This window comes from Paraoerskovia sediminicola (assembly GCF_030296575.1).
GTDB classification, from domain to species: domain Bacteria; phylum Actinomycetota; class Actinomycetes; order Actinomycetales; family Cellulomonadaceae; genus Paraoerskovia; species Paraoerskovia sediminicola.
Genome location: NZ_AP027729.1, coordinates 1485320 through 1501272, shown reverse-complemented (window position 1 = coordinate 1501272; position 15953 = coordinate 1485320). Strand labels below are relative to the sequence as shown.

The following is a 15953-nucleotide window of genomic DNA, read 5'->3' as shown; positions in this document are numbered from 1 at the left end:
CGCACCGCGAGCGACCCGCCCGCGGTGCGCGTACCCGTCGGTCAGGCCCGGGTCAGCCTGCGCACCCGGCCCGCACCCAGCGTCACCGCCGCGCCACCCAGCAGGAGCAGCAGCGCCAGACCGCCGAGGCTGGCGAGCTCAGCACCGGTCATGGGCAGCGACCCGGGGCCGCTCGGCCCGGGAGGCCCGGCAGGCCCGCCCGGTCCGGGAGGTGCCGGAGGCGTCGTCGGCGGCGGCGTGGGAGCCGTCGTCGGCGGTGCGGGAGCGGGCGGCGGGACGACGGCCGTCGTCGTGCACCCCTCGGTCTCGTCCGCGGAGTCGGGCACGCAGGTGGACTCCGGCGGACCGGTGACCACGTTGCGCACGGTGCCGTCGCCGGACCCGGCCTCGCCGATCGTCACCGAGTAGGTGATCGTCACGGTGTCACCGGGGTCCAGAGGACCGGACCACGTGAGCGTCGACCCGTCGACCGAGACCGCCCCCTGGTCGGGCGTGACCGTCGCGTCGTCGTTGTAGGACGCGTCGTCGAGCACGTCGGACAGGTCGTCCGTGATCACCGCGGGGTCGGCGTCGGTGTAGGCGTACGTCCCCGTGTTCGTCACCTCGACGCTGTACTCGACCACGTCGCCCTCAGCCACCTCGGTGCCGTCGGGGTCCGCGTCGGAGGACTTGACGATGTCCAGCCCCTTCACCGGCGTGGTGGTCCCGGCGCACGGCAGCCCGGTGTCGGGGTCGATCCCGTCCGGCGGGCACGTCGGCGGCGGCGGGGGCGGGGGCGGCGGGCAGATCTCGCCGTCGGGGCACTCGGGCGGCACCGGCTGCTGGAAGGCCACGTTCGCGAGCACCCCGTCGCCGGTGATCGGGTCGTCCACGGTCACCGTGTAGGAGATCTCCACCGACTCCCCGCCCGGGATGGGTCCGGTCCAGGTGATCTGCGGCTCCGTGTAGTCGAGCTCGCCGGACTCCGGGTCGACCGTGATCGATCCCTCGTCGAGCGTGGCGTCGTCGAGCACGCCCGTCAGGTCGTCGACCACCAGGGCGGGGAACGCCTCGGTGTACGGGACCTCGCTGAGGTTCGTCGCCGTCACCGTGTACGTCACGGTGTCACCGGGAGCGACGGCCTCCTCCGAGGCCGTCTTCTCGATGTCCAGCGCCCGCTCCGGCAGCACCACGAAGCAGCCGGGTGCCGTCGGGTCGACGCAGCTCGACTCCGGCGGGCCGGTGACGACGTTGGCGAGGATCCCGTCGCCCGAGAGCGGTGCGTTCACCGTCACGGTGTAGGTGACGGTCACCGTCTCGCCGACCGCGAGCGGCCCGGTCCAGGAGAGGGTCGGGTCGGTGAAGTCCGGCGTCCCGACGTCCGGGTCGACGACGATCGACGTCTCGTCGAGGGTGGCGTCGTCGAGCACCTCGGAGAGGTCGTCCTCGAAGGACGCGCGCTCACCGTCGACGTCCGGGTAGTCCACCTGGCCGCTGTTGGTGATCTCGACCTGGTAGGTCACCTCCTCGCCGGGGAGCACCTCGACGGTGTCCGGGGAGACCTTCGACTTGACGATGTCGAGCGCCTGCACCGGCGTGGTCGTGGTGCAGCCCTCCTCGGTGCCGTCGACGCAGCCCGACTCCGGGGGTCCGGTCACCGCGTTGGTCAGCAGGCCGTCGCCCGTGAGCGGGTTGTTCACGGTCACCGAGTAGGTGATGGTGGCGACGCCGTCGACCGGGAGCGGGCCGGCCCAGGCGAGGAGGTCGCCCGAGACGGTGACCGATCCGACGTCCGCCGCCGCGTCGCCGTCGTACACCGCGTCGTCGAGCACCTCGGAGAGGTCGTCCGTGAACGAGGCGAGGTCGGGCGCGACGTAGTCGACGCCGCCCGTGTTGGTCACCGTCACCGTGTACTCGACGGTCCCGCCGGCCAGGACCTCGTCGGGCGTGGAGGTCTTGACGATCTCCAGCGCCTGCACCGGCGTGGTGGTGGTGCAGCCTTCCTCGGTGCCGTCGACGCAGCCCGACTCCGGGGTCCGGTCACCACGTTCGTCAGGACGCCGTCCCCGGTCACCGGGTCGGCGACCGTCACGGTGTAGGTGACGGTGGCGACGCCGTCAACGGGCAGCTCGCCCTCCCAGCTGAGCGTCGTGCCCGCGAGGGTCGCCGTGCCGACGTCGGCCGTCGGTCCGGCCGTGACGGTGGCGTCGTCGAGGACGTCCGACAGGTCGTCGGTGAACGTCGCCAGGTCCGGCGCGACGTAGTCGGCGCCACCCGTGTTGGTCACGGTGACGGTGTACTCGACCGTCCCGCCGGGCAGCAGGGGGTCGGACGACGGCGTGGACGTCTTGGCGATCTCCAACCGGCGGACCGGCGTGACGACCACGCAGCCCTCCCCCGGCCCGTCATCCGGATCGACCTCGGGGCAGGTGGACTCCGGAGGACCGGTGACCGTGTTGGTCAGGACGCCGTCGCCCGTGCCGGGGTCGTCGACCGTCACCGTGTAGGTGATCGTCGCCGACTCCCCGGGCTCGAGCGGCCCGGACCAGGTGATCTCGTCGCCCACCAGGGAGACCGTCCCCGGGTCGGCGCCGTCGGAGGTGACGGCCGGCCCGTCGGTCACCGCGCCGTCGTCGAGCACCTCGGACAGGTCGTCGGTCACCTCGGCGGGGTCGTCGACCGTGTACGAGGTCTCGCCCGTGTTGGTGACGACGACCGTGTACACGATCTCGTCGCCCGGGAGCACCTCGTCACCCGCGTCGGAGGTCTTGTCGATCTCCAGCGCCGGGGTCAGTGTCGGCACCTCCGTGACGCAGTCGGCGTCGAAGGCCGGGTCCTGCGGGTCCGTGACCGCGGGGTCGGGGCAGTTCGCCTCGGGCGGGCCGGTGACCGCGTTCGTCATGACGCCGTCGCCAGTCCCCGGGTCGTTCACGGTCAACGTGTAGGTGATCGTCGCGACCTCCCCGGGGTCGAGCGGACCCGACCACGTCACGGTCGGCTCGACGTACTCGCCCGTCCCTGCGTCCGCGTTGTCCGACGTCGCCGTGAGGGTGTCGTCCCACGTCGCGTCGTCGAGCACGTCGGTCAGGGAGTCGGAGAAGTCCGCCGGGTCGCCCGCCGTGTAGGGCGCCTGGCCGGTGTTCTCGACGGTCACCGTGTAGGTGATCGTGTCGCCGAGCGCGACGCCGTCGACGGGTGTCGCGGTCTTGGTCAGGGCGAGCGACCGGACGGGAACCGTCACGGTGCACCCCGGGTCCGCAGGGTCCTGTGCCGGGTCGCAGCTCGACTCGGGCGGGCCGACCACGGTGTTGTCGAGCACGCCGTCGCCCGTCGCCGGGTCGGCGACGACGACGGAGTAGGTGATCGTCACCGTCTGGCCGGCGGCCAGCGGCCCGGACCAGCTGATCGAGTCGCCGTCGAACTCGGCGTCGTTCGTCGCCGGGTCCGCCGGGGTGACTTCCGTCGTCAGCGACCCGTCGACGAACGTCGCGTCGTCGAGCACCTCGTCCAGGTCGTCGAACACGGCGGCCGGGTCGAGCTCGGTGTAGTCGACGCCGCCGGTGTTCTCGACCGTCAGCGTGTACGTCACGGTGTCGCCGAGCTCGGCCTCGGTCACGTCGGACGACTTCGACACGTCGAGCGACCGGACCGGCACCGTCACGGTGCACTCGGGGTCCTCGGGCGTCTGGTCCGGGTCACAGGTCGACTCGGGCGGGCCGACGACGGTGTTCGTCATGACGCCGTCCCCGGTGGCGGGGTCGTCGACGGTCACCGTGTAGGTGAGGGTCACCGTCTCGCCGGGGTCGAGGGCGCCGGACCACTCGATCGTGGGCTCGCTGTACGTCGGCGCGTCCGGGGCGTTCGCCCCGTCGGTGGTCGCGCCGAGCGAACCCTCGTCGAGGGTCGCGTCGTCGAGGACCTCCGTCAGGTCGTCCGCGACGATCGCGGGGTCGTCGAGGGTGTAGGCGAACTGGCCGGTGTTGGTCACGGTCACCGTGTAGACCACGTCGGTGCCGGGCAGCACCTGCGCGGGGGCGTTCGAGGACTTGACGATGTCGAGCGAGCGGACCGGCGTCGTGACCGTGCACCCGGGGTCCGTGCCCTCGACGCACGTGGACTCCGGCGGTCCCGTGACGGCGTTCGTGATGTCGCCGTCGCCCGTGGCCGGGTCGTCCACCGTCACGGTGTAGCTGACGGTGACGGTCTCGCCGACGGCCAGGGGCCCGACCAGCTCAGGGTCGGGTCCGCGAAGGTCGGCGCCGGAGCGGTGTCCGGCATGACGACGAACGAGCCCTCGTCGAGCGTGGCGTCGTCGAGGACCGCGGTCAGGTCGTCCTCGAACGTCGCCGGGTCGGCGTCGGTGTAGTCGACCTCGCCGGTGTTCTCGACCGTCACCGTGTAGGTGATCGTGTCGCCCGGCAGCACCTCGCCGGTCGCGTCGGACGTCTTGCTCAGGCCGAGAGCCGGCGTCAGCGTCGGGACCTCGGTCGAGCAGTCGGGGTCGTAGTCCGGGTCGTCGGGGTCGGTGATCGCGGGGTCGGGGCAGCCCGAACCCGGCGCGGTCACCGCGTTGGTCAACATGCCGTCGCCCGTGGCGGGGTCGTTGACGGTCAGCGTGTAGGTGATCGTCACCGTCTCGCCGGCGCCGAGCGCGCCGGACCAGGTGAGCGTGGGGTCGGTGAAGACCACGTCAGGCGGTGTCGCCGTGACGTCGGACGACGTGACGGTCACGTCGTCGTCCCACGTCGCGTCGTCGAGCACGTCGGACAGGTCGTCCGAGACGGTCGCCGGGTCGAGCAGCGTGTAGCCCGCGGTCCCGGTGTTCTCCACGGTGATCGTGTAGGTGATCTGGTCGCCCAGCGCGACGCCGTCGGCCGGGTCGGCCGTCTTGGTCACGTCGAGCGCGCGGACGGGCAGCTCGACGACGCAGTCCGGGTCGTACGCCGGGTCGTCGGGGTCGGTGACTGCCGGGTCGGGGCAGTCGCCGCCGACGACCGCGTTCGTCAGCGTGCCGTCGCCTGCCGGGTCGCCCGGGAACGGGTTCGGGACGGTCACCGAGTAGGTGATGGTCGCCGTCTCGCCAGGGTCGAGCGGACCGGACCACGTGATGAGCGGTGCCGCGTAGCCGGCGGTCCCCGCATCCGCGTTGTCCGACGTCGCGGCGACGTCGTCGTTGTACGTCGCGTCGTCGACGACGTCCGACAGGTCGTCGGTGAACGACGCGAGGTTCGGGTCGGCGAACGACGTGCCGCCGGTGTTCGTGACCTCGACCGTGTAGACGACCGTGTCGCCGGCCTCGACCGAGCCAACGGCGTCGGACGTCTTGATGACGTCGAGCGACTCGACCGGGTTCGTCGTCGTGCAGGTCTCGGCCTCGGGCGTCGTCGGGTCGTCACAGTTCGACTCGGGCGGCCCGGTGACGGCGTTGGTGAGCACGCCGTCGCCGGAGACCGGGTCGTTCACGGTGACGACGTAGGTGATGGTCACCGTCTCGCCGACCGCCAGCGGACCGGTCCACGTCAGGTCGGTGCCGTCCAAGGTCGGCAGCGGCGGCGTCCCGCCCGCGTCGGAGGTCGCGGTGAACGAGCCCTCGTCGACCACGGCGTCGTCGATCACCTCGGCGAGGGAGTCGGACACGGTCAGGAGGTCCGGGTCCACGTACGCGACGCCCCCGGTGTTCTCGATCTCGACCGTGTAGGTCACCGTGCCGCCCGGCGCGAGCGGGTCGCTGGACGGCTCGGACGTCTTGACGATCGACACCGACTGCACCGGCGTCGTCGTCGTGCAGTCCGGGTCCTCGGAGCCCTCGGGGCAGGTCGACGTCGGGGGGCCGGTGACGACGTTCGTCATCACGCCGTCGCCGTCCGCCGGGTCGTGGACGGTCACCGAGTACGTGAGCGTGACGGTCTCGCCGACGCCGACCGGACCCGACCAGCTCAGCACCGGGTCGGTGAAGTCGAACGTACCGGTGCCCTCGGGGTCGGTCGCGGCGTCGCCGTTGTAGTCGGCGTCGTCGAGCACCTCGGTCAGGTCGTCGGAGACCTCGACCGGGTTGAAGACCGTGAACGGCACCTGGCCGGTGTTCTCCACCGTGACCGTGTAGGTCACGACGTCACCGGGAAGGGCCTCGGTCACGTCGACCGACTTCTCGATGGCGACGCCCTCGACAGGTGCGGGGAGCGTCACCGAGCAGTCCGGGTCGGCCGGGTCGGCGTCCGGGTCGCAGTTCGCCTCGGGCGGGCCGGTGACCGCGTTGGTGAGGACCCCGTCGCCCTCGATCGGGTCGTCGACGACCACCGAGTAGGTGATGGTCGCGGTCTCGCCGGGGTCCAGCGGGCCCGACCAGGTCAGGAAGGGTTCGGTGTACGCGACGGTGCCGGCGTCCGCGTTGTCGGACGTCGCGATCGCGTCGTCCTGGTACGTCGCGTCGTCGATGACCTCGGTCAGGTCGTCGGAGATCTCGACGAGGTCCGGGGCGATGTAGGCGACCTGGCCGGTGTTCTCGACCGTGATCGTGTACGTGACGGTCTCGCCCGGCGCGAGCTCCGCTGTCGGGTCGGCGTCGCTCGTCTTGGTGATGTCGAGCGACTGGACCGGGGTCGTCGTCACGCAGTCCGCGACGAAGTCGGGATCGTCGGGGTCGGTGACCGCCGGGTCCGGGCAGTTGGCCTCGGGCGGGCCGAGGATCGCGTTGGTGATCTCTCCGTCACCGTCCCCCGTCGGTGGGTCGGTCACGGTCACCGAGTAGGTGATGGTCGCGACGTCGCCGACGGCGAGCGGGCCGGACCAGCTCAGGGTCGGGTCCGCGAACGTCACGTCGCCGGCCGAGGCGATCGCGTCGTCGTTGTACGCCGCGTCGTCGAGGACGGCCGACAGGTCGTCGTCGAACGTCGCCGGGTCCTCGACCGTGTAGTCGACGTCGCCGTCGTTCTCGACGGTGACCGTGTACTCGATCGTGTCACCGGGGACGACCGGCCCCGCGGCGTCCGACGTCTTCACGATGTCCAGGCTCGGCTCCAGGACGGGGACCTGCGTCGAGCAGTCCGGGTCGAAACCTTCCGCGTCGGGATCGGTGATCGCCGGGTCGGGGCACTGACCGCCGACGACGGCGTTGGTCATCGTGCCGTCCCCGGTCGCCGGGTCGTTCACGGTGAGCGTGTAGGTGATCGTCACCGTCTCGCCGACCGCGAGGGGGCCGGACCAGGCGAGGTTCGGGTCGGTGAACACCGCGTCGGGCGGGGTGCTCCCCTCCACGGAGGATTCGACCGTGACGTCACCGTCCCAGGTGGCGTCGTCCAGCACACCGGTCAGGTCGTCGGTCACGGACGCCGGGGCGTCCTCGGTGTAGTCGACGCCGCCGACGTTCGTCACCTCGACGGTGTAGGTGATCTGGTCGCCGGCGACCACGCCGTCCGGCGAGTCGGAGGTCTTCACGGCCTCGAAGGCCGCCACCGGGTTGGTCGTCGTGCACGACGGGTCCTCGGGGGTCTGGTCCGGGTCGCAGTTGGACTCGGGCGGACCGGTCACCGCGTTGCCGACGATCCCGTCGCCGGTGACGGGGTCGTTGACCGTGTACGAGAAGGTCAGCGTGATCGTCTCGCCGACCGGCAGCGGCCCGGTCCACGTCGGGCCCGTCTGCGTCCCGCCGGCGCCGTTGTCCGAGAAGTCGCCGTTGTAGGTCGCGTCGTCGGTGACGTCGTCGAGCACGTCGGTGATCACGAGCGGGTCCTCGGCCGTGTAGGGCACCTGACCCGTGTTCGTCACCGTGATCGTGTAGTCGATCACGTCGCCCGGGGCGACCGTGCCCTCCGGGTCGGAGGTCTTGACCATGTCCACGGAGCGCACGGGCAGCTCGACCACGCAGTTCGAGAAGGTCACTGGCACGCCGGTACCGTCGTCCTCACAGTTGGACCCGGGAGGCCCGAGGATGACGTTCGTCATCGTGCCGTCGCCATCCGCCGGGTCGTGGACGGTCACCGAGTAGCTGAGCGTCACGGTCTCGCCGACTGCGATCGGCCCGGTCCAGGTCAGCGTCGGGCTCGTGTAGTCGAACGCTCCGACGCCTTCCGGGTCCGTCGCCGCATCGTCGTTGTAGTCGGCGTCGTCCAGGACCTCGGAGAGGTCGTCCGTGATGACGGCCGGGTTCGCGTCGGTGTAGTCGACGCCGCCGGTGTTCTCGATCTCGACGGTGTACTCGATGGTCTGGCCGGGGGTCGCCGACCCCACGCCCACGGCCTGCTTGGTGATCGTCAGCTCAGGCTCGACGACGGTCACCAGGTAGTCCTCGACCTCACCGCCGGTCCACGCTCCCGTGGGCTGGGGGTCGTCGTTGCCGCCGGCGAAGAGCCGGACGCGCAGGTAGGTGTCATCGGTGGAGGCGGGTCCGGGCACCGTCAGCGCATAGGTGTCGGTCCCCGTCTCGGCCGGCACCGTGACCGCCGCGCTGATCTCGCCCGCGTCGAAGGTGCCGTTGAGGTCCGCGTCGAGCCACGCGACGAGGGTCGCGTCGGTCGCGCTGTCGTTGGTCGCCGTCGCGTCGACGGTGAGGTCCTCGCCGAGGACGGCGGTGACCGGTTCGCTGACCCCGCCTTCGTCGTCGACCCCTGCGAGGTCGTCACCGTCCGCGCCAGGGGTGGGCACGCCGTCGTCCTCGGTGTCGACGGTGTTCGCGTCGCCCAGCATCAGCGGTGCGGTGTTCGTGGTCTCGTCGTAGGCGATGACGCCGTGGCTCGCGCCGTCCGACGCGTCGAGCGTGCCGTAGGTGTCCGGGGCGTCGCCGAAGTCCCTAGGCAGCACCTCGAGCGTGATCGGCCAGTCCTCGACCTCACCGGAGTCCACACCGGGTCCGATGTCGTCCGTGTCGGTCGGAATTGCTTCGCCCGGCACGAGTGCGGCCCGAAGCCGCAGATAGGAATCCCCCGCCACGGCGTCGGCCGGGACGGTCCACGTCAGCGTCGAGGTCCCGGTGATGACGCCCGTGTCGATCACCGATCGCTCGTCGTCGTCGAACGTGCCGCTCAGGTCGAAGTCGATCCAGCCCGCCAGCGCGGCGCCGTCGGGCGAGTTGTTGGTGATCGGGATGCTCAGCGTGGTCTCGTCCGCGTCGACGTTGACGGTCGGGTCCTCGGTGAACGCGTCGTCCTCGTCGAGCGCGGCGGAGGCGTCCGGCTGGCCGTCGGGCTCGATGGTGACGGAGTCACCGATGGTCAGCAGCGGGTCTGCGGGGTCGACCGTCACGCCGTGGAACGGCCCGTTGGAGACGAGGAGCGTGTCATAGCTGTCGGGTGCGTCACCGAAGTCGATCGGCAGTGGCCCGGGGCACCGCGAGCCGTCGTTCCCGCCGGAGCCCGGACCATAGGAGAAGAACGCGGCGGGCTCGGTCGGCTCGTTCATGTCGAAGCGCCAGATCTGGCCGGTGCCGTTGTTGGAGGCGTAGAGGAAGCCGGCGTCGTCCGTATAGGTCGCGCCCCACTGTCGCATTCCACCCGGAGGGTTTGACGGGTTGATGCCGTCAGGTCCCTGGATGACGCCGTAGTCCGCCTCGAGAACCAGGTTCGCGTTGTCGACCGACGGGTCGAGCGACCAGAGCAGCGTACGGTTGCTTCCCGACCCGTAGCCGATCGACCAGAGCTTGCCCTCGTAGTAGGACCAGTCATCACCCGGCTCCAGGTTGACGTTCCCCGTCCCGTAGGACGTGTCACCGTCAAGCACGCGCATGAACGTCGGCGACGAGGGGTCGACGTCGACGGAGAGCCATGCGGCACCGGTGTTCTCAGCGGTCGAGCCGTACCAGATCCCGTCCGGCGAGACGTCACCGATATTGACGCCGCCGCTGAACGACCCGGCCCCGAACGGGACGTCGTCGAAGTTCGGGGTGCCGTACAGCTCCTGCTCCGAGTAGTCCGGAGACGTCGCGACGATCTCCGGCGGCGTCGTCGACTCGTTGGTGTTGCGCGCGCCCCAGTACCAGCCGTCGAGCGCGCTGTACCCCACGGCGTTGATGCTTGCCTCGGGCACCTCGCCCTGGTCGACGTAGTCACCCGTGATCAGGTTGAGGTCGAAGACGGTTGTCGGCGGGCTGTCCTCGGTGACCTGCCAGAGCTGCGCCGTCGTCGAACACGGCACCGTGCTCGGCTCCTCGAAGGAGATCTCGGTGTCACCCGGGGGTTGAGGCCGACGAGCTCCATGTCGTCGGGGCCGTTGGTGTACGTGCCCGCGACGTCCGACGTGACGCCGACGGTGACCGTGCAGCTGACGAGGTTCGGGTCGACGAGGTCGCCGCCGTCGAGCGCGACCGTGCCCGCCCCGGTGTCGACCGTGACCGTGCCGTCGCCACAGGTCGTCTCTGAAGTGCCTGTCAGCTGCAGGTCCCCGTCGTTGATCGTGTCGACGAAGGAGAAGTCCTCCTTGGGCCCCGAGGGCTCCTCCGGGTCGATGGGGTCGAACGTGTTGGTGATCGTGAACGTGAGGGTGCCGTCGGCACCGGTCGGGTACACGCCGTCGGATCCGGGACCGGGGTAGGCGCTGAACTCCTTGTCGATCTTCGGCGTGGTGTCCAGGACGACGATGTTGTCGAAGGCGCTGTCGTTCCCCGCGGTGGCCGCCTGGTCGTTGTTGATGCGGATGCCGAGGGTGTCGCCGGTCGAGCGAAGGGCCTGGTCACTGAGGAAGGTCCCGACGCGCGTCGTGCGCTGGCGTCCGATGTTGTTGGCGCCCCCGCCGGGCCCGTACTGGAAGATCTCCCCCAGACCGCCGGGGTTACAGGTGTTGATCGCGTTCGAGAACACCGGGCTCTCAGACCCGTCCGACTGGGTGAGGAAGATCTGCGGGATCGCTCCGTTGCCCGAAGTGATGCAACTCATCGCCGCGATGTCGATCGACGCCTGGTAGTAGCGCCCCGGGTCGACGTCGATCGGCTCGTCGAACTCCAACATCGTCCCGGGGTCGATACCCGAACCCGCTGTGTACGAGCTGACGACGTGGTTCTCGAGAGGGTCCGCGGGGTCGCCGAGGCCCTGGCCGAAATACGGGTTCTGGTTCGCATTGAGGTGGTATTGCCCCATGACGTTCGCGAGAAGCCGTACCGAGTTCCAGGAGCGCGCGTCGCCGCAGACCTGCGCGGGGGCGGAGGCCGGCAGCGGCGCGTCACTGTTGAGGTTGGAGAACGCCTGGTTGCCGTGCGCGGCGGTGATGAACCCGTTGCAGAAGGTGCCGGCGGCCCACTGCGCATCGGCGGAGTAGGTGGTCGTCCCGTTCTCGTTGACGTAGCCGGCCTGGAAGTCGGCAGCGGTCCCGTCGTCGTCGAACGGGTACTCCGTGAGGGTCTGCACCCAGTCGGCCGCGTCCCATGCATCCGGATTCGTGCCGATCTGCGTCTCACCGACCGGCTCCGGCCACGTGACGTTCTCGAAGTTCTCGGCGAAGAAGTTGGCGGGCGCCTCCATCACCCCCGGCTGGCCGGGTACTGCCGCCGCCGGCGCGACCGGGGCGACCACCGCCGTCACCGGCACCGAGACAACCCCGAGCGCGGCGACCAGGGCGACGGAGGTCGCGCCGCCGAGGCTCCGGGTGGCGCGATGCCGGCCCCTGCCTCGTGACCTCCATAGGGGCGTGGTCGCCCCGTGTGCGTGCTGGGCGGGTCGCGCGTTCTGGACCATGGTCGTCCCCCGGTAGATGGCTTGCCGCGACAGCATGCGAGCGGTGACGGCACGTTCTCTGTGACTGTTGTCACATCCAGTACGACGGCGCGCAACCGGAGGCGATTGACCCGAATCGGCAGATTTGCTATGACGACGGCGTTTGTGACGAGAGTCCGTCGACTTTCGTTATCGAATCGTGACTCGCAGTCCGGGCGCGTGGGTTCGAGGCGCCGGGAGTCAGCGCAGCGCGCGGGCGAGCTCCTGGCGCGAGTGCACCCCGGTCTTCGCGAAGACCCTGGACAGGTGGCTGTCGACCGTGCGCACCGACAGCGTCAGCCGCTCCGCGATCGCTTTGCTCGACAGGCCGCCGGCCGCGAGGGCCGCGACCTCGCGCTCCCGCTGGGTGAGCGCCACCGCCGGCGAGGGTGTCGGCAGCCAGAGGCCGACGGTGCCGAGCCCCCGCACGGAGATCTCCCGGAGCGCCTCGTCCCCGGTCGTGACGGCGACGACGTGCGCGACGAGTGCCGTGGCGCGAGCACCCTCGACGATCCCGCCGAGCTCGTGGCACCGCGCGACCACAGCGTCGAGACCCAAGATCTTGGCGGTGTCGGCGGACAGCACCACCCGCCGGTGCAGCGCCTCGAGCTCGACCCTCGCTGCACCACGCGCTCGCGCCCAGGCCGCGAGGTCCTGGAGCTCGGCGTCGAGAGCCGGGTCCCGCAGCCAGGCCAGAGCGTCGACGCACAGCAGCCGGATGTCGGGCTCGAGGCTTCGCGCAGCCCGCAGCCGCGTCCGGGACAGCCGGTCGAGCGCCGACCGCGCGGCGACGGACTCGCCGGCCGCCGCGCAGGCGCGGGCCCCGGCCGCCAGCGTGAAGCTGAGCAGGCCACCCAGGTCGACCACTCCGAAGCTGGCGCTCGCAGCATGGAAGTCCGCGGCCGCCGTCCGCCACGAACCGCGGGCGGCCGCGATCAGGCCGCGCCGCACGTGGACGGCGACCGGGTCCAGCGGGTCCCGGGTGCTGCCGGAGCCCACCGCCGCCGCCGGGTCGTCGTAGTCGGACGGTTCCGCGGGCACCACGCCGGCGTTGAGCGCCACGAAGAAGGCCGCCACCCCGATCTCGCCGACCGCCCAGCGATAGAGGTCGGTGTGCGCGGCGCCGATCGGCGCGTACCGTCGCGCCAGACCGAGCCCCTCGGCGACGCGGCCGGCATGTCCCAGGGCGAGGATCGTCGGCGCCACGAGCGACAGCGCACGCTGCGGGTTCTGCGTTCCCTCGAGGAGGAGCACCGCAGGTTCGAGCGCCGACGGGTCCCCGTCCCAGCCGCGGCGCGTCAGCCTGGTCGACTCGAGGACCTCGGCGGCAGCCCGGTAGCGCCGGGGCCCGAGCCGGCGCACGAGGGCCGCTGACGCCGCGTCGAGCCTGCGCAGCGCCTCCCCCAGCCCCAACTCGTAGTGATGGATCCCGGACTCGAGCGCAGCGCCGCGCAGGTAGGTGGCGAGGTCGTCGTCGGTGAGCTCCTCCGCCTTCTCGAGCTCGTCGAGGGCGTCCCTGACGTCCCGCGCCGCGGCGGCCGCCCGACCCATCGACCGAGACGCCTCGGCGCGCTGGAGGAGCAGCTCCACCATGGCGCGTCCCGACGCGCCGCCGCCCTTCGCGTCCTCGATCGCCGCAGTCGAGAGCTGGACCACGGCGTGCTGCTTCTTCAGCACGAACGCGGCGTCCGTGGCGCTCCTGATGCGTTCGACCGACACGGTCAGCCCGCTGTTGAGCGCGAGGGTCACCGAGGCGACGAGCGCTGCCGGGTCGTCGTCGATGCTCGGGGTGTCGAGCCGGCCGAGCAGCTCGCGGCGTCGCGCCGACGGGATCTGGCCCCGGACCGCCTGGGCGTACATGGCCTGGGTCCGGACGGTCACCTCGTGGCCCCCGGCGACCCCCGGTCCGGTCTCGGTGTCGACGAGACCGTGCCGCAGGAGGGTCGCCAGAGCGTCCTGGCTGACGACCTCCAGGAAGGCCCGCAGCGGCACGGCCTCGACCAGCGAGAGCACCTCGAGCGCGTCGCGCGCGCCCGCGTCCAGTCGGGCGAGGTCGCCGGCGACGAGGTCGAGCATGCGCGTCGACGGCACGGTGCCGCCCGCCGCCCGCAACCACACGCCGTCGTGCAGGTGGAGCGCCCCCGACGCCCGCTCCGCGCGGACGAGCTCGTCGAGGTGGAACGCGTTGCCGCCGGACTCCGCAGCGAGCCGGTGAACGACGTCGGTCGCCACCGGTGCCTGCAGGAGCTCCACGAGTCGTTCCTCGACCTCGTCCCGCGTGAAGGGTGCGAGGTCGACGCGCTCGACGACGCCGTCCCTCCAGAGGCCGGCCCACGGCTCCCGCGACAGACCCTGCGTCCGCATCGACACTGCGACCTGGAGGTCTCCCTGGCGCGCGGCCCACGCGAGCACGTCTGCGGTCCCGTCGTCGAGCAGGTGCGCGTCCTCGGCCCGCAGGATCCTCGGCGCACCCGGGGCCCGGGCGCCGAGCGCGTCCGCGAGTCGGCCCGCCACGACGCTCGTGGGCTCGTCGGCGCGTCGAGCACCCAGCAACGGGGACAGGGCTCGCAGCGGCTCCCCGACCCGGACGTCCGTCCCGGTGACGGTGACGACGCCGCTCGCGCCCGCCCGCCGCAGCGCGTCACCGAGGAGATGGGTCTTGCCGACGCCCGGAGGGCCGGCGACGACGACGCTCCCTCCGCCCGCGAGCGTGCGCGCGGCGGCCCTGCTGTGCTTCTCGTGGGGCGCCGGACGCCGGCCCTGGTCCTCCGCCGGGCCCACCCTCGAGCTCCTGCGGGGCTCGAGGGCCACCATGCCGTCCACCAACCTCGTCATCGGGCGTTTTCGCCATGATGTCGCACTCCGCCCGGAGCTGCCCGAAACATGCGTAGTGATTACCGATGCCCCGCGGATTTCACCCCCTCTACGTTGACGAGGTCACATCCGCGTTCCGACCAGGGCACACCGCCCCTCCCGGACGAGCCGAGAAAGGGGCGCACGTGCCCATCTCCACCGCACCGTGCGTGAACGTCGAAGAGACACCCGCGTCGCAGACCGTCTCGACATCGACCCCGGGGTGCTGGGCGGGGCCCGAGACGTCGGGCCATCTCCGCCGTCCTTAGCGCGGGACGGCGTGCGCCCGTCCAGCGCCTCGTCGGGGACGACCGCCCCCGGCCCTGGGGCCGGGGACGGGTCACGTCAGCCGAGCAGCTTGGCCTTCGCCTGGGCGAACTCCGCGTCGCTGAGCACGCCCGCCTGCTTGAGGCCGGCCAGCTTCTCGAGCTGCGCCATGAGGTCCTCGCCGCCGCCCGCAGCGGGCGCCGCGCTGACCTGGGCGGGCTGCGCGTACGCCGCCTGCTGGGCCTGCATCTGCTCGTAGGCGGCCTGCTGCGCCGCCTGCTGCATCGCGGCCTGCTGCTGCTGGGCGTCGTACTGCTGCTGCTCGTACGCCTCCTGCTCCCTGCCGGCCCGACGGCGGTTCTGTGCCCCCGTCACCGCGTTGGCGGTACCCGCGACCACCGCGGTCCTCGCCATCGTGCCGATGAGTCCTGGCCGTCCAACGCGTCCTACCCGTGCTCGTCGCATGTCCTGCTCCGTCCTTCGCGTCCGTCTGCTTCTCGCTGCTCTGCCTGCGCCCGGGCTGCCGGGCCCAGGTACTGGTCCAGGACCTAGTCCAGGGTCTTGCCGATGCGCACGACCTCGTTGACGACCTCGGCCGTGATGCGCTCGGACATGAGGATCTCTGCGGGCGTCTCGACGACCGCCGCGAGGAACGAGCGCGCCCAGGTGTGCTCGACGACGAGGACCAGCGCGGCGCTGCCCGGGGCGAGCCCGGCGGAGACGTCGAGCAGGTCCTCCTCGCCGGCGAGGCCGACGCCGTCCGGGTCGAGGGCTGCGAGCGCCGGGTGATCGATCTCCTCGAGCTCGAGCGTCGTGACCGTGCCGTCCTCGGCCTTCGACACGTAGGCCACGTCGAGCAGGTCGACGACGTCGGCGTCGACGAGCTTCTGCACCTCCGTCACCACGGCGTCCGGGACGCCGTCGAGGGGGACCCCGATGACCATGAACTCGACCGGGCCGAACTTCTCGTCTGCCATGTCTCCTCTTCCTGTCGCACGCGTGTGGTCCGAGCATGCCGCAGCCCGCCGGAGCGGGCCAGAGGACCGTTCCGCGCAGGGCGGCGCGTCACCTGCAAATCTACGCCGTCGTGGGCGCATCGCGCCGGTAGGCTCGCGTCCCATGAGCACCGTCGGCCGCGCGCCGCACCCGGGCCCCTGGCCCAGCCCCGGCACCGAGCCA

The 15953-nt window shown here is 71.5% G+C and carries 7 protein-coding genes; all 7 read right to left on the bottom strand.

Features of this window, described 5'->3' with window-relative positions:
• Positions 1 to 41: 41 nt before the first annotated feature.
• The 7 genes from QUE47_RS07055 to QUE47_RS07025 all read right to left on the bottom strand — a co-directional run bounded on the left by QUE47_RS07055 (position 42) and on the right by QUE47_RS07025 (position 15751).
• A complete protein-coding gene (locus tag QUE47_RS07055) occupies positions 42 to 1958 on the bottom strand; it encodes a DUF7927 domain-containing protein (RefSeq protein ID WP_286219165.1) in 1917 nt (638 codons plus the stop codon).
• Entirely contained in the window at positions 1883 to 4156 is a 2274-nt protein-coding gene (locus QUE47_RS07050; RefSeq protein WP_286219164.1) for a DUF7927 domain-containing protein, read from the bottom strand. Before QUE47_RS07050 ends, QUE47_RS07055 begins: the two co-directional genes overlap by 76 nt.
• Before the next feature lie 2 nt (positions 4157 to 4158).
• Positions 4159 to 10104: a DUF7927 domain-containing protein gene (locus tag QUE47_RS07045; RefSeq protein WP_286219163.1), complete on the bottom strand. Its 5946-nt coding sequence runs from the start codon at positions 10102 to 10104 to the stop codon at positions 4159 to 4161.
• Positions 10026 to 11672, bottom strand: a complete 1647-nt coding sequence (locus QUE47_RS07040; protein WP_286219162.1) for a DUF7933 domain-containing protein — start codon at positions 11670 to 11672, stop codon at positions 10026 to 10028. The genes QUE47_RS07045 and QUE47_RS07040 overlap by 79 nt, the downstream gene beginning before the upstream one ends.
• A gap of 183 nt (positions 11673 to 11855) precedes the next feature.
• Positions 11856 to 14489, bottom strand: a complete 2634-nt coding sequence (locus QUE47_RS07035; protein ID WP_286219161.1) for a helix-turn-helix transcriptional regulator — start codon at positions 14487 to 14489, stop codon at positions 11856 to 11858.
• Positions 14490 to 14852: 363 nt separating this feature from the next.
• Positions 14853 to 15188, bottom strand: a complete 336-nt coding sequence (locus QUE47_RS07030; protein WP_286219160.1) for an SHOCT domain-containing protein — start codon at positions 15186 to 15188, stop codon at positions 14853 to 14855.
• Between the two features lie 134 nt (positions 15189 to 15322).
• Positions 15323 to 15751, bottom strand: a complete 429-nt coding sequence (locus QUE47_RS07025; RefSeq protein ID WP_286219159.1) for a DUF6325 family protein — start codon at positions 15749 to 15751, stop codon at positions 15323 to 15325.
• Positions 15752 to 15953 lie beyond the last annotated feature (202 nt).